Here is a 16,395-nt window from a genome sequence, read left to right on the forward strand (position 1 = left end):
GCTGGCGGAATGAACATCTTGCGCTGTTTTTCGGCATTTTCCATCGCTGTGCGGTGATTTTGCGGCCCACAACGATTGCACAAGCCTTTGCACGGCGATGGTGCAGGGCCGTTCTCCCTCTCATGCTAGCCGCACTGCCCATACTCTCGGTTATCCCCGCTACACGCCGCGCTGCAACTGATATGTAGGATGAATAAGCAAACAATATGTATTCGTCGTCACAATGGCTGGATTTTTGCTTACCCATTTTTGGGGAATGCGACTGCGCTCTCAAGAAAATTATTTTCCCCGTCTACACATAAAGTGACTGATCCGCGCCCCAGGGCGTTTCGCTACAACAGTGCTGAGGAAGATAACAATGTCATCGAAATTGATAAAAAGTCCGCTCGCTGCTTTGCTCATCGGTTGTTTAGGTACGGCTTTTTCCGCGCAGGCCGATATCGTCATCGGCGTCGCCGGGCCGTTCTCCGGGCCGAACGCCACCTATGGCGATCAGTATTGGCGCGGGGCTTCGCAGGCGGCGGCGGACATCAACGCCGCCGGCGGGATCAAAGGGGAAAAAATCAAACTGGTGCAGGGGGATGACGCCTGCGAACCGAAGCAGGCGGTCGCGGTCGCCAACCGGCTGGTGGATCAGGACAAGGTGTCGGCGGTGGTCGGCCACTTCTGTTCCTCATCCACCATGCCCGCCTCCGAGGTGTATGACGAGGCCGGCATTATCGCCATTACCCCCGGCTCCACCAATCCGCAGATCACCGAGCGCGGCATGAAGAGCATGTTCCGCATGTGCGGGCGCGACGATCAGCAGGGCGTGATCGCCACCAACTACATGCTGGATACCCTGAAGGCCAAACGCATCGCGGTGATCCACGATAAAGACACCTACGGCCAGGGGCTGGCGGACGCAGCGAAGGCGGCGATGAACAAGCGCGGGGTCAAGGAAGTGCTGTATGAGGGGCTGTCGCGCGGTGAGAAAGACTTCAACGCGCTGGTGACCAAGATCGCCTCGGTCAAGCCTGACGTAGTCTACTTCGGCGGCTGCCATCCGGAAGCCGGGCCGCTGGTGCGCCAGATGCGCGAGCAGGGCGTGACCGCCAAGTTCTTCTCCGGCGACTGCGTGGTGACCGAAGAGCTGGTGACCGCCGCCGGCGGGCCGCAGTACACCAACGGCGTGCTGATGACCTTCGGCAACGATCCGCGCCTGATCCCGGAGGGCAAGGCGGTGATCGCCAAGTTCCGCGCCAGCGGCTTTGAGCCGGAAGGCTACACCCTCTATTCCTACGCCTCGATCCAGGCGATCGCCGCCGCCTTTAACGCCACCGGCGGCAAAGACAGCGCCAAGGCCGCCGAATGGCTGAAGTCACACGACGTGGACACCGTGATGGGCAAGAAAGCCTGGGACCAGAAGGGCGATCTGAAGGTCTCGGACTACGTGGTCTATCAATGGGATGACAAGGGCAAATATCACCAACTGTAAACGGCCTAACCGTGAAGTTATGACCCTATGACCGACGGGCCGCCGCCTTGGCGCGCCCGTTCCGCGATGACCTTTGGGCCGCGTCGGACTGCGTTGGCGGCCTTACCAGGCGAGACTGCTCATTATGGATGTATTCTTTCTGCAACAGCTGATCAACGGCCTGACCCTCGGCGCGGTGTATGGCCTGATCGCCATCGGCTACACCATGGTTTACGGCATCATCGGCATGATCAACTTCGCCCACGGCGAGGTGTACATGATCTCCGCCTACCTGTGCGCCATCGGTCTGGCGCTGCTGTCGTTCTTCGGGCTACACTCGTTCCCGCTGCTGATCCTCGGCACGCTGGTATTCACCATCGTCATCACCGGGGTGTACGGCTGGGTGATCGAGCGCATCGCCTACAGGCCGCTGCGCAACTCCACCCGCCTGGCGCCGCTGATCTCCGCCATCGGCATGTCGTTAATCCTGCAAAACTATGCGCAGATCAGCCAGGGGCCGCGCCAGCAGGGCATCCCGACGCTGCTGAGCGGCGTGTTCCGCCTGGAGTTCGACGGCGGCGTGGTGCAGATCACCTACACCAAGGTGTTCATTCTGGTGGCGTCGCTGCTCGGCATGGCGATCCTCACCTACATCATTCAGCGCACCCGGCTGGGGCGCATCTGCCGCGCCACCCAGCAGGATCGCAAAATGGCCTCGATTCTCGGCATCAATACCGATCGGGTGATCTCGCTGGTGTTCGTGATCGGCGCCGCCATGGCCGGGCTGGCCGGGGTGCTGATCACCATGAACTACGGCACCTTCGATTTTTACGTCGGCTTTATCATCGGCATTAAGGCCTTCACCGCCGCGGTGCTGGGCGGCATCGGTTCGCTGCCGGGCGCGATGCTCGGCGGGCTGCTGCTCGGGGTCGCGGAGGCGCAGTTCGCCGGCATGGTGAATTCGGATTACAAGGACGTGTTCTCCTTCGGGTTGCTGGTGGCGATCCTGATCTTCCGCCCGCAGGGCCTGCTCGGCCGGCCGCTGGTCGCCAAGGTTTAAGGAGAACGCCATGTCGCAATCCGTAATCAACGGCGGGCTGGACGTTAAACGCAGCCTGCTGGATGCCGTTTTGGCCGGGCTGATCGCCCTGATCGTGTTCGGGCCGATCGTCGGCATCGTGCTGAACGGCTACAGCTTCAACGTCGAGCCGCGCCGGCTGGTGTGGATCATCGTTGCGGTGATGGCCGGGCGGCTGTTGCTGAGCCTGTTCCTGCAAACCGCACCGGGCCGCAAGGTGCTGGCGCGCTTCGACGGCGGCAACGACGGCGTTTACGTGCGCCCGCTGGGCTATAAATCCAATCTGCGCTGGTTCCTGCCGCTGATGGCGGCGATCGCGCTGTTGTTCCCGTTCGTCGCCACCAAGTACCTGCTGACGGTGGCGATCCTCGGTCTGATCTATGTGCTGCTCGGGCTGGGGCTGAATATCGTGGTCGGGTTGGCGGGGCTGCTGGATCTGGGGTACGTGGCGTTTTACGCCATCGGCGCCTACGGGCTGGCATTGGGCTACCAGTATCTCGGGCTCGGTTTTTGGGCGATGCTGCCGCTCGGGGCGCTGATGGCGGCGCTGGCCGGCGCGCTGCTGGGCTTTCCGGTGCTGCGTATGCACGGCGACTATCTCGCCATCGTCACGCTCGGGTTCGGCGAGATCATCCGGCTGGTGCTGAACAACTGGATGTCGCTCACCGGCGGGCCGAACGGCATTTCGGTGCCGGCGCCGACGGTGTTCGGTCTGGAGTTCGGCCGGCGCGCCAAGGACGGCGGGGTGCCGATCCACGAGTTTCTTGGCATTGATTACAATCCCAACCTCAAGTTCATCTTCATCTACGCGATGCTGTTTTTGGTGGTGCTGCTGGTGCTGTACATCAAGCACCGGCTGACGCGCATGCCGATCGGCCGCGCCTGGGAGGCGCTGCGCGAGGACGAGATCGCCTGCCGTTCTTTGGGGCTGAATCACGTGCTGGTGAAGCTGTCGGCGTTTATGCTCGGCGCCTCCACCGCCGGGCTGGCGGGGGTGTTTTTCGCCACTTACCAGGGGTTCGTCAACCCGACTTCGTTCACCTTCTTCGAGTCGGCCCTGATCCTGGCGATCGTGGTGCTGGGCGGCATGGGCTCCACCCTCGGCGTGGTGCTGGCGGCCTTCGTGCTGACGGTGGCGCCGGAGTTGCTGCGCAGCTTCGCCGAATACCGGGTGCTGCTGTTTGGCGTGCTGATGGTGGCGATGATGATCTGGCGGCCGCGCGGGCTGGTGCGCATCAGCCGCGCCAGCTTTGCGGAACGCAAGGGGGTGGCGCCATGAGCGACGCCATTTTGCGGGTGGAACACCTGATGATGCACTTTGGCGGCATCAAGGCGCTGAACGACGTCAATCTGGAGGTGGAGCGCGGTTCCATCACCGCCCTGATCGGCCCCAACGGCGCCGGCAAGACCACGGTGTTCAATTGCCTGACCGGCTTTTACCGCGCCAGCGGCGGTGCGATCCTGCTCAATACCCACAAGCGGCCGACCGACGTGATCCAGGTGCTGGGGCAGAAGTTCCGCGCCGGCGACTGGATACGCCCGAAGCGGCTCGGTTCGCGCCTCTATTACAAGATGTTCGGCGGCACCCATCTGGTCAACCGCGCCGGGCTGGCGCGCACCTTCCAGAATATCCGCCTGTTCCGCGAAATGTCGGTGGTGGAGAACCTGCTGGTGGCGCAGCACATGCAGAGCAACCGCAACCTGATCGCCGGGGTGCTGAATACGCCGGGCTACCGCCGGGCGGAAAGCGCCGCGCTCGATCACGCCTTCTATTGGTTGGAGGTGGTGGATCTGGCGGACTGCGCCAACCGGCTGGCGGGGGAGATGTCCTACGGCCAGCAGCGGCGGCTGGAGATCGCGCGCGCCATGTGCACCGCGCCGGAGATGATCTGCCTCGACGAACCGGCCGCCGGGCTGAACCCGGTGGAGACGGCCGCGCTGAGCCGCATCATCCGCTTCCTGCGCCAGCATCACGGCATCACGGTGCTGCTGATCGAGCATGACATGGGCATGGTAATGGAGATCTCCGATCGGGTGATCGTGCTCGATCACGGCGATGTGATCGCCCGCGGCACGCCGCAAGAGATCCAGCACAACGAGGCGGTGATCGCCGCCTACCTGGGCGCGGACGAAGAGGAGCTGGCGGGATGAGCGAAGCGATGTTGGAATTTCGCGAAGTGGACGTGTTTTACGGGCCGATCCAGGCGCTGCGCCAGGTGTCGCTGCAGGTGAACGCCGGGGAGACGGTGGCGCTGATCGGCGCCAACGGCGCGGGCAAGTCCACGCTGTTGATGTCGATCTTCGGCCAGCCGCGCATCGCCGGCGGGCAGATCCTGTTTGGCGGCGAGGACATCAGCCGCCGCTCCACGCACTTTGTTGCCAGCAGCGGCATCGCGCAGGCGCCGGAGGGGCGGCGCATCTTTCCGGACATGAGCGTGGAGGAGAACCTGCTGATGGGCACCATCACCGTCGGCAATCGCTACCTGGAAGAGGATTTGCCGCGCATGTTCGAACTGTTTCCGCGCCTCAAGGAGCGGCGCAACCAGCGGGCGATGACCATGTCCGGCGGCGAACAGCAGATGCTGGCGATCGCCCGCGCGCTGATGAGCCGGCCGAAGCTGTTGCTGCTGGACGAGCCGAGCCTGGGGCTGGCGCCGATCGTGGTGCGGCAGATCTTCGGCGTGCTGCGCGAACTGACCCGCAGCGGCATGACGCTGTTTCTGGTGGAGCAAAACGCCAACCATGCGCTGAAACTGTCCGATCGCGGCTATGTGATGGTCAACGGCCAGATCCGCCTCACCGGCAGCGGGGAAGAACTGTTGAACGATCCGGAGGTGAGAAAGGCCTATCTGGGCGGCGGCTGAGCGCCGCCCCACGGGCAGGGATGCCCGCGTTCATTTTTCAGCGGCGTTGCGCTCTTGGCCATCGTAGTGCGAACGGGCCGCTCTGAAGGCGTCGGCGGAGGCGATAATCCACGACCAGAGCGGCAGCATGTTGAGCAGCATCTCTTCCCCCGCGTCGGTGATGGTGTAAACCACGCGGGGCAGTTTCTCCTGATAATCGCAGCGCGATATCAGCCCGTCCCGCTCGAGATGGCGCAGCGTCCGCGTCAGCATTCTCTGCGTCACGCCCGCCAGTTGGCGGCTTATCTCGCCGTGGCGCAGCGGCCCGTGAGTGCCCAGGATATGCAATACCCCCCAGCGACCAACGGTTGCCCGCATGCGCGAGGATCTCACGCTTCAACCCTTCATCGTCGTTGCTCAGTTCTTCACAGAACGCCTGCGAAAATTGCAGCAACGCTTCCCGATCGCTCGTCATATTCCTCTCCGGTATCACGCGTGTACCTAATTGAACCCGTTTTTGTCAGCTGTCAGGATGACGCAGTGTTAAGACAGGAGGCAAGAATGAAATCCACAAATCCATCTATCAATACCGTGCTCATACTCGGCGCCGGTGAACTGGGGCTGCCGGTATTGCGTGCGATGAGCCGGCAGGCTCAGCGGCATGCGAATGTCACCATCAGCGTGCTGCTCCGGCCGGAGGCCGCCCGCGCCGTCAGCGGCCCGCTCCGGGCGCGGCGGGATGCGCTGGCGCGGCTCGGCATCGCCGTGGTGGAAGGCGATCTGCAGCAAAACGGCGTGGAGGCGCTGAGCGCGCTATTCCGTTCCTTCGACGCGGTGATCAACTGCAGCGGCTTTGTCGGCGGGGCGGGCACGCAGGTAAAGATCACCCAGGCCGTCTTGCTGGCGGGCGTGGCGCGCTACTTCCCGTGGCAGTTCGGCGTGGACTACGATGTCGTGGGTAAAGGCAGCGGGCAACAGGTGTGGGATGAACAGCTTGAGGTGCGCCACCTGCTGCGTGCGCAGAAGGCGACGGAGTGGGTGATTGTTTCCACGGGCATTTTCACCAGCTACCTGTTTGACCCCGGCTTTGGCGTGGTGGATGCGGCAAGCAAAACGGTGCGCGCGCTGGGCGACTGGCGCTACGCGGTGACGCTGACCACCCCTGAGGACATTGGCCGGCTGACGACCGCGATTTTTTTCCATCGGCCCGCGTTTCGCAACCAGGTGGTTTATATCGCCGGCGACACGCTGACCTACCGCGAGCTTGCCGAACTTATGCAGGCGCACTGGGGCGTGGAGGTCAACAGGATCCTGTTGGACAAAGAGCGGCTGCAGGCGGAGGTGCGCAATCATCCGCATGACGTCGGCGCCAAATACCGGCTGGCTTTCGCCCGGCCCGACGGCGTGGCCTGGGATAAGGCGAAAACCTTCAATGCGCGCCAGGGCATAGCCACCACTACCGCCGAGCAGTGGCTGGCTTCTCAGGGCGGTTAATCGCCTGAGCGCCGCAGTCAGAACTGGCGCTGCATCCAGCGCACGTTCAGCCGCACCAGCGCGATGATGGCGCCGGAGAGCAGCCGCAGCCCGGCGGGCATGTCGCGGCGGCGGATGTCCAGCAGCAGCACGGTGCGCACCTGCGGGCTGTCGTTCCACACCTCGTGTTCGAAGGTATCGTCCCACAGCATGAACTCCCCCTCGTGCAGCCGGTATTCGCGGCCGTCCACTTTCAGCACCGCCGCCGGCGCGCCGTCGGCGCGTTTGGGCATGTCCAGCACCAGATAGCCGCGCAGAATGCCGCGAAACGGCCCGCGATGGGGCGGCACCTGTTTGCCGGGCGCCAGGAAGGAGAGCGAGGCGGACAGCACGTCAGGCGACGAAGCGATCAGCGCCGCCAGCGTCGGGCAGCGCGCCAGGTTGTGGGGGATGGGCTGGCCGTAGGCCTTCATGATGAACATGCGCCAGTCGCGCGCGTCGTTGGCGGAGATCGACGCCTGCTGGCTCATGATCTCGTGAAAACGGGGAATATTGTGCAGATCGTGGGCGACGGTCAGCGCCTCTTCGCGGATCTGCCGCCATTGGGCGGTGAAACGTTCGGCGTCGGGGAACAGCGCGGCGCTGTCGAGCACCGGCTTGCCCTGAATGCGGCGATCGTAAACATTGCGCAATGCGAGCACGGACCAATCATAAATCGCGGACATCATAATGACCTCGCCTCAGGAAACGCCAAAGGGACACTGCGCGCTTCTTCGGCGCGGCGCGTGGACGGCCTGGGAAGAACGGCAGGAAAAATTGGTACGCTTCAATAGATTAGCACAGCATTTTGGCAACCGTGCGTCGGTGAGCGTGTCGATGGGCGGTGAAAAAAACCACACAATTAAAGTGTGACGTATATCGCATTTAGCGGGCCGGTTGGTTAAAATATCGCGACTTGCCCGCACCTGTCCGGATTTTGTTTACCATGGAACACGCTCCCGTTTCGCGCTCAACCGCCTGGTTGCGCGTGGTTATCCTCGCCGTCTCGGCCTTTATCTTCAACACCACCGAGTTTATTCCGGTCGGTCTGCTGAGCGATATCGCCGCCAGCTTCTCGATGCAAACCGAACAGGTCGGCTTGATCATTACCATTTACGCCTGGATCGTCGCCGCCGCCTCGTTGGCGTGCATGCTGCTGACCAGCAAGATTGAGCGCCGCAAGTTGCTGATCGGCGTGTTCGTGCTGTTTATCGCCAGCCACGTGCTGACCGCCGTGGCCTGGAACTTCACCACGCTGGTCATTTCGCGCGCCGGTGTGGCGCTGGCGCACTCGGTGTTCTGGTCTATCACCGCCTCGCTGGCGATCCGCGTGGCGCCGCCAGGCAAGAAAGCCCAGGCGCTGAGCCTGCTGGCGGGCGGCACCGTGCTGGCGATGGTGCTCGGGCTGCCGCTCGGGCGGGTGGTCGGGCAACTGCTCGGCTGGCGCATGACCTTTATCGGCATCGCGGTGTGCGCCACCCTGGCGCTGGTGCTGCTGTGGCGCCTGCTGCCGGTGCTGAAAAGCGAGCATTCCGGTTCGCTGGCCAGCGTGCCGCTGCTGTTCAAGCGCCCGGCGCTGGTGGCGCTTTACATGCTGACCATCATTGTGGTGACGGCGCACTTCACCGCCTACAGCTACATCGAGCCGTTTATCCAGACCGTGGCCGGGCTGTCGGAGAACTTCACCACGCTGATGCTGCTGCTGTTCGGCGCCGCCGGCATCGTCGGCAGCCTGCTGTTCAGCCGCTACAGCGAGCGGTTTCCTTCCGGCTTCTTCATCGGTGCCATCACGCTGCTGGCCTTGAGCCTGCTGCTGCTGTTGCCGGCGGCCGGCAGTGAAAGCCACCTGACGGTGCTGTGCATCTTCTGGGGGATGGCGATCATGGCGATCGGCCTGTCGATGCAGGCCAAAGTGCTGAGCCTGGCGCCGGACGCTACCGACGTGGCGATGGCGATTTTCTCCGGCCTGTACAACTTCGGCATCGGCAGCGGCGCGCTGCTGGGCAACCAGGTGAGCCTGCATCTGGGCATGGGCAACATCGGCTTCGTCGCCGCGCCGCTGGCGCTGATCGCCCTCGGCTGGTGCCTGTTGAGCGTCTACCGCAGCGAACGGCTGCAGCACCACCACAGCCGTTAACCTGCCGATTCGGGATGCCGCTGTGGCATCCCGCGCTACATTTTCCTGCTATAAAACAGGCTGCTGCAGCGTTTTATGCTTAACTTTTTTTCATAGTCTGCTAATTAAAAATTTAACTCCGACGCCGCTTCGCTAGCATAGAAAGTCATCAAAAATGTTAATGCGAGGTTAATGGTGAGTGAATCTGTAGCGGCGTCGCCAATCCATGCGCGGGATTTGGCGGCCAGAATCGACGCCTTGCCCGCGTCGGCCGGCCTGTGGCGCTTTATCATTCTGCTGTCGCTGGGCGGCTTTTTCGAACTCTACGATCTGTTCCAGACCGGCTATATCAGCACTGGCCTTATCGCCGACGGCATTTTTCACACCGGCGCGCAGGGCGTTTTCGGCGTGTCGGATCAGGCGGCCTTTGCCTCCGCCACCTTTCTCGGCCTGTTCGTCGGCGCCAGCCTGCTGAGCCCGTACGCCGATCGCTTCGGCCGGCGCGCCACCTTTATGTTCGCCCTGATCTGGTATGGCGCCTTCTCGCTGCTGTTGGCGTTTCAACAGCAGGCGGAATGGGTGATCTTTCTGCGTTTTCTGGTGGGCGTCGGGCTCGGCATCGAGTTGGTGACCATCGATACCTACCTGACGGAGTGGGTGCCCGCGCACTTGCGCACCCGGGCTTTCGCCTTCGCGTTCTTCGTGCAGTTTCTGTCGGTGCCGGCGGTGGCGCTGATGTCCTGGTGGCTGGTGCCGCAGACGATTTGGGGGCTGAGCGGCTGGCGCTATGTGGTGATCGCCGGCGCGCTGGCTTCGCTGGTGATTTGGCTGGTGCGCAAGGGGCTGCCGGAGTCGCCGCGCTGGCTGGTGCAACAGCGGCGCTATGCGCAGGCCCGGCAGGTGATGCGGGACATGGAGCGGCGCTGCGGCGTGGCGGCCGCGGACTTCCCGTCGCGCCCGGTGGACGATGCCGAGGGAGCGCCGCTGCGCGGCCGCTTTCGCGACATCTGGGCGCCGCAATATCGCGATCGCACGCTGATGCTGGTAGTGATGAATTTCTTTCAGGCCATCGGCTTCTTCGGCTTCGGCAACTGGCTGCCGGCGCTGCTGTCGGGCAAGGGCGCGTCGGTCACCCACAGCCTGCTGTACGCTTTCTTTATCACGCTGGCCTACCCGCTGGGCTCGCTGCTGTGCAGCTTCTACGCCGACAAGATGGAGAACAAGTGGCAGATCGTGTTGTCCTGCCTGGTGACGGTGATCTTCGGCTCGCTGTTCGCACTGCAGAACAACCCGCTGTGGCTGATCCTGTGCGGTTTCTTCATCACCTGGTCCAACGCCTGGCTGACCTACAGCTACCACTCGTATCAATCCGAGATCTTCCCGACCCATATCCGCGCCCGCGCCGTCGGCTTCTGCTACTCCTTCAGCCGGCTGTCGACGGTGTTCAGCAGCATCATCATCGGCATTATCTTGCAGTACGGCGGTTCGCTGGGGGTGATTGCGTTTATCGTCGCCAGCATGCTGATCGTGATGCTGGTGATCGGGCTGTTCGGCCCAAAAACGCGCGGTATCGATCTGGAAAACATCTGACGTTTTGCGCCGGCGGCGACGCCGGCTTCTTCAGCAAAAAAACTCGCGATCATGCGAAAATTATTCCGTTATCACTGCCTTTACGCCTGCCGTACTGTTAACCCGTACAAAATCCAATTCGATACCGAGCGGGGAACACGTCATGAGCACCCTTACCGCGCCCGATGGCGCACGCATTTTTTATAAGGATTGGGGCCGCGGCCAGCCGATCCTGTTCTCCCACGGTTGGCCGCTGTCTGCCGACGCCTGGGACAACCAGATGCTGTTTTTCGGCCAGAGCGGATTCCGCGTGATCGCCCACGATCGCCGCGGCCACGGCCGTTCGGAGCAAACCTGGCACGGCAACGACATCAACCAATACGCTGACGATCTGGCCCTGCTGATCGAAATGCTGGATCTGCGCGATCTGATCCTGGTCGGCCATTCCACCGGCGGCGGCGAAGTGGCGCGCTACATCGGCCGCCACGGCAGCGATCGGGTGGCGAAGGTGGTGCTGGTCGGCGCCGTACCGCCGCTGATGCTGCAAACGCCGGTCAACCCTGAGGGTACGCCGATGGCGGCCTTCGACGGCATTCGCAGCGGCGTGGCGGGCAACCGCTCGCAGTTCTTCAAAGATTTGGCGGTGCCGTTCTATGGCCTCCACTGCGACGAGGTGGAGAGCAATGCGGGGCTGATCGACCACTTCTGGCTGATGGGCATGCAGGGCGGCGTAAAAGGGCAGTACGAGTGTGTGCGCGCGTTCTCCGAAGTGGATTACACCGCCGACCTGCTGGCGATCGACAAGCCGACGCTGCTGGTGCACGGCGACGCCGATCAGATCGTGCCGATCGGCGCCTCGGCGCTGAAAGCCGCTAAGCTTATGCAACAGGCGGAGCTGAATGTTTACGCTGGCGGTTCGCACGGTTTGGCGCAGGTCGATCCCGATCGCTTCAACGCCGATCTGCTGGCCTTCATCCAAAATTCGCCGTTTTAAGGGGGCGCGATGAACCTGACTGCTATCGCCGCCCGCTGCGCACAGCGGCTGCATGCGCCTGTGGTGCGCTGGCTGCTGCTGCTCGCCATTTGCGCCGCCTATATTCAGGGCGGGTTGGTCAAAGCGCTGAACGTCGAAGGCGCGGTCGCCGAGATGAGCCACTTCGGCCTGCAGCCGGCGGCGCTGTTCGCCGTGCTGGTGACGCTGCTGGAACTGGCTGCGTCGGCGCTGATCCTGAGCGGCTTTTATCGCTGGCTCGGCGCGCTGGCGCTGGCCGGTTTTACCCTGATGGCGACGCTGATGGCCAATCCGTTCTGGCAGTTCGACGGGGCGGAGCGCGGCCAGATGATGAACGGATTTTTTGAACACCTTGGGCTGGCCGGCGCGCTGTTGCTGGTGGCATTTAACGATTTGAAGGAGCGAACAGATGGCTGAGCAGACGGAAAACAAGGCGGCGGCGGGCGGCTTCGCGCCGCTGAAAATCCCATTATTTGCGGTGCTGTGGGGCGCGACGGTGCTCGGCAACGTCGGCAGCTTTATGCGCGACGTCGCCAGCTCGTGGTTGATCACTGACCTGTCGAGCAACCCTTCGGCGGTGGCGCTGATGCAAACCGCCGCTACGCTGCCGGTGTTCCTGCTGGCGATCCCGGCCGGGGTGCTGTCGGACATTCTCGATCGGCGGCGCTTTCTGATCTTCGTGCAAATCTTGCTGGCCTGCGTGAGCGGCAGCCTGCTGGTGCTGTCGCAGACCGGCTCGCTGACGGTGGAGTATTTGCTGGCGCTGACGTTCGTCGGCGGCATCGGCGCGGCGCTGATGGGGCCGACCTGGCAAGCGATCGTGCCGGAGCTGGTGCCGCGCGCCGAGCTGAAAAACGCCGTGGCGCTGAACTCGCTGGGCATCAACATTGCTCGCTCCATCGGCCCGGCGGCCGGGGGGCTGCTGCTGGCCAGCTTCGGCGCCGGCGCAGCCTACGGCGCGGACGTGATGAGCTATGTGCTGGTGATTGCGGCGCTGCTGTGGTGGAAGCGACCCAAGGTCGAAGACAGCGGCCTGTCGGAACACTTCTTCGGCGCCTTCCGCGCCGGCCTGCGCTATGCCCGCTCCAGCCGCGAGCTGCACGTGGTGCTGCTGCGGGCGGCGGTATTTTTCGCCTTCTCCAGCTCGGTCTGGGCGCTGTTGCCGCTGGTGGCGCGCCGCATGCTGGGTGGCAGCGCCGGCTTTTACGGTGTTTTGCTGGGGGCGGTGGGCGCCGGGGCGATCCTCGGGGCAATTGTGCTGCCGCGCCTGCGTCAGCGGCTGAATGCCGACGGGCTGGTGTTGCTGGCGGCGGTGTTGACGGCGGCGGTGATGGCGGCCCTGTCGCTGGCGCCGCCGCAGTGGCTGGCGGTGGTGCTGCTGTTGGTGCTGGGCGCAGGCTGGATTATCGCGTTGACCACGCTCAACGGTGCGGCGCAGGGCGTGCTGCCCAACTGGGTGCGCGGCCGCGGCCTGGCCATCTACCTGATGGTGTTCAACGGCGCGATGGCGGCGGGCAGCCTGCTGTGGGGGCTGGTGGCGCAGGAGCTGGGCGTGGCCGCCACGCTGCTGGTCGGCGGCGTCGGCCTGTTGGCGGCGGGGCTGCTGTTCCACCGCCTGCGTCTGCCGACCGGTGAGGCCGATCTGCAGCCGTCGAACCATTGGCCGGAACCGTTGGTCAACACGCCGGTCGAAAACGATCGCGGCCCGGTAATGATTCAGGTGGAGTACCGCATCCGCGAACAGGATCGCCCGCAGTTCTTGCGCACGCTGCTGATGCTGGAGCGGGCGCGCCGCCGCGATGGCGCTTACGCCTGGGGTATCACCGAGCATACCGGCGATCCGGAATGCATCATGGAGTGGTTCCTGGTGGAGTCCTGGGCGGAGCATCTTCGGCAGCACCAGCGGGTGTCGCACGCCGACGCCGATCTGCAGCAGGAGGCGCTGCGCTTCCATATTGGCCCGGAGAAACCGGTGGTGCATCACTTCCTGTCGTTGGACAGGCGGCAGGTGAAGCATTAACTGCACGGCCAGGCGGTGAGAAGGTGCTATGCTTTTGGTCGGTTCGGCGGCGCGGCCGCCGTAAGACGAATGTAGTCAGTACAGGGAGACACATTGATGACGGCACCTTCTGCTTTTGCCCGCGAGCTTGGGCTGCGCTATCCGATCGTTCAGGGGCCGATGAACGGCGCGTCACCGCCGGCGTTGGCGGTGGCGGTGAGCAACGCCGGGGCGCTGGGATCGTGCGCGGCGGCGCTGTTTTCACCGGCGCTGATCCTCGAACGTGTGCAGCAGATCCGCGCGCAGACCGCCGCGCCGTTCAACATCAATCTGTTTCTGCTCAATGAGCAGCACCCGGATCTCGCCGAACTGAAGCGCGCCCAGCACCTGCTGCGGCCGTTCCGCGAAGCGCTGGGGCTGAGCGAGCCGCCGATCCCCACTCAATTCGCCGAAAACAACCGCGACCAGATCGCAGCCTTGCTGGAGGCTGCGCCGCCGGTGGTCAGCTTCACCTTCGGTGTGCTGCCGCGCGCCACGGTCACGCAGTTCAAGAAGGCCGGTTCACGGGTGATCGGCACCGCCACCACGGTGGCGGAAGCCCGCGCCTGGGAAGAGGCGGGCGCCGACTTCGTTTGCGTCTCAGGCTCGGAGGCGGGCGGCCACCGCCCGACCTTCCTCGGCGATATCGAACAATCCTGCGTCGGGCTGATGGCCCTGCTGCCGCAGGTGGTGGCGGCGGTGAAAATCCCGGTGATCGCTGCAGGCGGCATCATGAACGGGCGCGGCATCGCGGCGGCGCAATTGCTGGGCGCGCAGGCGGCGCAGCTCGGCACCGCGTTTCTGTGCAGCCCGGAGTCGGGCATCGCCGAAGCCTGGCGGGCGGCGCTGAGCAACGCCGGCGATGACAGCACGCGCCTGACGCGCGCCTTCAGCGGCCGCCCGGCGCGCGGCATCGTCAATGATTTCATGCGGCAGATGCGCGCGGAAGAGGCGCAGATCCTGTCTTATCCGGTGCAGAACGCGCTCACCGGCGATATCCGCCAGGCGGCGGCCAAGGCCGGGCGCGGGGAGTTTATGTCGCTGTGGGCCGGGCAGGGCGTAGGCCTGGCGCGGCCGATGCCGGCGGCGGAGCTGGTCGCCGCGCTGGCGGCGGAGCTGGCAGCGGTGTGAGCTCGTCTGCGCGATTTATTGCTGTGGCAATGTAAAAAGACGCCAGGGTGAGGCCTGATAAGAGATGAACAGTCCGGCGTTCGCGCCGGACTGTTGGTTTCTTGGCTAGACGAGAATATCGGCGGAAGCGTCGACATGCCCAACGATTTTAACCAGAAAATCAGGCAATTGATTGCCGGAGAGATTGATGGCCAGATCGGTGACATTCTGCTGCGCGTCATAATTCAGCGCCGCTTCAAATAACGAGCCGCTTAAATTATCCACGAAGTGCAACTCGCTCCCTTCGGCCTTAGCCGTCTGGTTGAGCCACGACAGATCGATTTTATCCACCGCCGTCTGGAAATCGCGGATCCAATCCGGCGCGGCGGCTTGGCTGTCGCCGGCTGCGCGGAAGACGAAGGTGTCCGCGCCTGCATCGCCCCAAAGCTGATCGGCGCCGCCGGCACCGTAAATGATGTCGTTGCCTGCACCGCCTTTTAGCGTATTGTTCAGCGCGTTGCCCACAAGAATGTCGGCACCGCTGCCGCCGATGATATTTTCAATCTGCGCGCCGTAGGCGATGGCTATATTCGCCTTCAAGCCGCCTACATCAGAGAATGCGCCTTCGTTAATGTTGATGCGCTGATCCTGGCTGTAGCCTGAAAAATCCAGCGTGTCATTGCCGCCGGCATCCCAGATAGCCGCCACGATTTTGTCCGTGGACGCTTTAACGCTCAGAAAGTCTCTGTCCGTATTCGAGTTGAAACCATAGGTGGTATCGCCGGTGCGCGTGGTGGTATTCGCGCCGTAAAGCTTCTGTATGGCGGTAATATCATCCAGCTGCGGTCCTGATGGCCAAACGCCTTTATAGTCAGCGCTGGTGTATTGTTCGTTAAAATAGCTCATCAAAGAATATTGATGGTCGTCTTCATAATACTTCGCCGAGTTGGCGTAGGTGGGGTAGGTGGCATTTGACGCATCATAATTGCCGGGATGAGAAAGCCCCAACGCATGCCCTATTTCATGGGTAAGCGTATCCCTGGCGTAGTTATTGGTTTGCGGATTGGAGGCGTCGTAGCCGTTATTACCGCTGATCCAAATGGTGCTTTTGAGATCGCTCTGCGTACTTTCATACGAGGTGTAATTGCCCCCGCTGGCCGCCTTATAAAAACCAAACTTTATATCTGCATTTTTCGCGTCGTTGCCTTTAACCTCGGTGAACGTGATGTTGGCCACATCCGACCAGGATTGCAATGAAAGCTTGGTTTGGGCTTGTTGAGCGGCGGTAAGCTGCGCGGCGCCCGTCTTGTCGCTGCCGGTATAGACGGGGAAAGAGTAGGTCAAGGTAGCCGCATGGTCTGTCATGCCTTTGCCATTGGCGGAATAATGGCTCCTCAGCAGCAGATCTGAAACCTCTTGCGTGGTATATGACGGTTTACTGCTCTCCGCGTGATCGCCTCTTTCATAACGGGTTAAATAATCGGAAATCTTATCGGTAGCTAATGACATATCAAACTCCTTTGGACGTTGACAATATTGCACCTAACGCTCTATATGCTCGTACACAGGTTTGAAAATCAGGGATAATTAATGTGATATCATTGGCTTGCCTCCTTGGTCTGGCTTGAGTATTGCGTTCAAGCGGAATATATCCTTATCAT

General features: G+C 62.7%; 14 protein-coding genes and 1 pseudogene. 12 read left to right on the forward strand and 3 right to left on the reverse strand.

Annotation, left to right across the window (positions count from 1 at the left end):
• The first annotated feature begins 358 nt into the window (after positions 1–358).
• From MMS95_RS19490 to MMS95_RS19510, 5 genes are all read left to right on the forward strand, one after another.
• The gene (locus MMS95_RS19490; RefSeq protein WP_033632602.1) at positions 359–1,477 is read left to right on the forward strand and encodes a branched-chain amino acid ABC transporter substrate-binding protein; all 1,119 of its coding nucleotides are present in this window, start codon (positions 359–361) and stop codon (positions 1,475–1,477) included.
• A gap of 124 nt (positions 1,478–1,601) precedes the next feature.
• Entirely contained in the window at positions 1,602–2,516 is a 915-nt protein-coding gene (locus tag MMS95_RS19495) for a branched-chain amino acid ABC transporter permease (protein WP_016927041.1), read from the forward strand.
• A 10-nt stretch (positions 2,517–2,526) separates the two neighbouring features.
• Entirely contained in the window at positions 2,527–3,813 is a 1,287-nt protein-coding gene (livM, locus tag MMS95_RS19500; RefSeq protein ID WP_164053045.1) for a high-affinity branched-chain amino acid ABC transporter permease LivM, read from the forward strand.
• A complete protein-coding gene (locus MMS95_RS19505) occupies positions 3,810–4,685 on the forward strand; it encodes an ATP-binding cassette domain-containing protein (RefSeq protein WP_242142107.1) in 876 nt (291 codons plus the stop codon). Before livM ends, MMS95_RS19505 begins: the two co-directional genes overlap by 4 nt.
• Positions 4,682–5,398: an ABC transporter ATP-binding protein gene (locus tag MMS95_RS19510; RefSeq protein WP_242142109.1), complete on the forward strand. Its 717-nt coding sequence runs from the start codon at positions 4,682–4,684 to the stop codon at positions 5,396–5,398. The genes MMS95_RS19505 and MMS95_RS19510 overlap by 4 nt, the downstream gene beginning before the upstream one ends.
• 30 nt (positions 5,399–5,428) lie before the next feature.
• On the opposite strand, the pseudogene MMS95_RS19515 reads toward MMS95_RS19510, so the two are convergent.
• Positions 5,429–5,852 (reverse strand): annotated as a pseudogene (locus tag MMS95_RS19515) (helix-turn-helix domain-containing protein).
• Positions 5,853–5,938: 86 nt separating this feature from the next.
• On the opposite strand from MMS95_RS19515, the gene MMS95_RS19520 reads away from it, so the two are divergent.
• Positions 5,939–6,871 carry an aromatic alcohol reductase gene (locus tag MMS95_RS19520; RefSeq protein ID WP_242142110.1) on the forward strand — a complete coding sequence of 311 codons (933 nt, stop codon included), beginning with the start codon at positions 5,939–5,941 and terminating at the stop codon, positions 6,869–6,871.
• Between the two features lie 17 nt (positions 6,872–6,888).
• On the opposite strand, the gene MMS95_RS19525 is transcribed toward MMS95_RS19520, so the two are convergent.
• Positions 6,889–7,575: an aspartyl/asparaginyl beta-hydroxylase domain-containing protein gene (locus MMS95_RS19525; RefSeq protein ID WP_031300704.1), complete on the reverse strand. Its 687-nt coding sequence runs from the start codon at positions 7,573–7,575 to the stop codon at positions 6,889–6,891.
• A 260-nt stretch (positions 7,576–7,835) separates the two neighbouring features.
• Here MMS95_RS19525 and MMS95_RS19530 point away from each other — a divergent pair, with 260 nt between their 5' ends.
• The 6 genes from MMS95_RS19530 to MMS95_RS19555 all read left to right on the forward strand — a co-directional run bounded on the left by MMS95_RS19530 (position 7,836) and on the right by MMS95_RS19555 (position 14,755).
• Positions 7,836–9,026 (forward strand): sugar transporter, encoded by a 1,191-nt coding sequence (locus MMS95_RS19530; RefSeq protein ID WP_242142112.1) that lies wholly within the window; start codon positions 7,836–7,838, stop codon positions 9,024–9,026.
• Between the two features lie 171 nt (positions 9,027–9,197).
• Positions 9,198–10,595, forward strand: a complete 1,398-nt coding sequence (locus MMS95_RS19535; protein WP_004928618.1) for an MFS transporter — start codon at positions 9,198–9,200, stop codon at positions 10,593–10,595.
• Between the two features lie 142 nt (positions 10,596–10,737).
• Complete coding sequence (locus MMS95_RS19540) at positions 10,738–11,568, forward strand: alpha/beta hydrolase (protein WP_242142115.1); 831 nt, start codon at positions 10,738–10,740, stop codon at positions 11,566–11,568.
• Positions 11,569–11,577: 9 nt separating this feature from the next.
• Positions 11,578–12,003, forward strand: a complete 426-nt coding sequence (locus MMS95_RS19545) for a DoxX family protein (protein ID WP_004928622.1) — start codon at positions 11,578–11,580, stop codon at positions 12,001–12,003.
• A complete protein-coding gene (locus MMS95_RS19550) occupies positions 11,996–13,606 on the forward strand; it encodes an MFS transporter (RefSeq protein ID WP_033632608.1) in 1,611 nt (536 codons plus the stop codon). Before MMS95_RS19545 ends, MMS95_RS19550 begins: the two co-directional genes overlap by 8 nt.
• A 96-nt stretch (positions 13,607–13,702) precedes the next feature.
• Complete coding sequence (locus MMS95_RS19555) at positions 13,703–14,755, forward strand: nitronate monooxygenase (protein WP_103085478.1); 1,053 nt, start codon at positions 13,703–13,705, stop codon at positions 14,753–14,755.
• Between the two features lie 105 nt (positions 14,756–14,860).
• Here the strand turns inward: MMS95_RS19555 and MMS95_RS19560 are convergent, their stop codons facing one another.
• Positions 14,861–16,243: a serralysin family metalloprotease gene (locus tag MMS95_RS19560; protein WP_242142117.1), complete on the reverse strand. Its 1,383-nt coding sequence runs from the start codon at positions 16,241–16,243 to the stop codon at positions 14,861–14,863.
• Between the last annotated feature and the right edge of the window lie 152 nt (positions 16,244–16,395).

The organism is Serratia sp. PGPR-27, assembly GCF_022678525.1.
Lineage (GTDB): Bacteria > Pseudomonadota > Gammaproteobacteria > Enterobacterales > Enterobacteriaceae > Serratia > Serratia nematodiphila.

Bases quoted from the DNA above. Each gene is read 5' to 3' on its own strand.
- MMS95_RS19560 (WP_242142117.1), bottom strand. From the start codon at position 16,243: ATGTCATTAGCTACCGATAAGATTTCCGATTATTTAACCCGTTATGAA.
- MMS95_RS19540 (WP_242142115.1), top strand. From the start codon at position 10,738: ATGAGCACCCTTACCGCGCCCGATGGCGCACGCATTTTTTATAAGGAT.
- MMS95_RS19530 (WP_242142112.1), top strand. From the start codon at position 7,836: ATGGAACACGCTCCCGTTTCGCGCTCAACCGCCTGGTTGCGCGTGGTT.
- MMS95_RS19495 (WP_016927041.1), top strand. From the start codon at position 1,602: ATGGATGTATTCTTTCTGCAACAGCTGATCAACGGCCTGACCCTCGGC.
- MMS95_RS19505 (WP_242142107.1), top strand. From the start codon at position 3,810: ATGAGCGACGCCATTTTGCGGGTGGAACACCTGATGATGCACTTTGGC.
- MMS95_RS19550 (WP_033632608.1), top strand. From the start codon at position 11,996: ATGGCTGAGCAGACGGAAAACAAGGCGGCGGCGGGCGGCTTCGCGCCG.
- MMS95_RS19520 (WP_242142110.1), top strand. From the start codon at position 5,939: ATGAAATCCACAAATCCATCTATCAATACCGTGCTCATACTCGGCGCC.
- MMS95_RS19525 (WP_031300704.1), bottom strand. From the start codon at position 7,575: ATGTCCGCGATTTATGATTGGTCCGTGCTCGCATTGCGCAATGTTTAC.
- MMS95_RS19555 (WP_103085478.1), top strand. From the start codon at position 13,703: ATGACGGCACCTTCTGCTTTTGCCCGCGAGCTTGGGCTGCGCTATCCG.
- MMS95_RS19490 (WP_033632602.1), top strand. From the start codon at position 359: ATGTCATCGAAATTGATAAAAAGTCCGCTCGCTGCTTTGCTCATCGGT.
- MMS95_RS19510 (WP_242142109.1), top strand. From the start codon at position 4,682: ATGAGCGAAGCGATGTTGGAATTTCGCGAAGTGGACGTGTTTTACGGG.
- livM (WP_164053045.1), top strand. From the start codon at position 2,527: ATGTCGCAATCCGTAATCAACGGCGGGCTGGACGTTAAACGCAGCCTG.
- MMS95_RS19535 (WP_004928618.1), top strand. From the start codon at position 9,198: ATGGTGAGTGAATCTGTAGCGGCGTCGCCAATCCATGCGCGGGATTTG.
- MMS95_RS19545 (WP_004928622.1), top strand. From the start codon at position 11,578: ATGAACCTGACTGCTATCGCCGCCCGCTGCGCACAGCGGCTGCATGCG.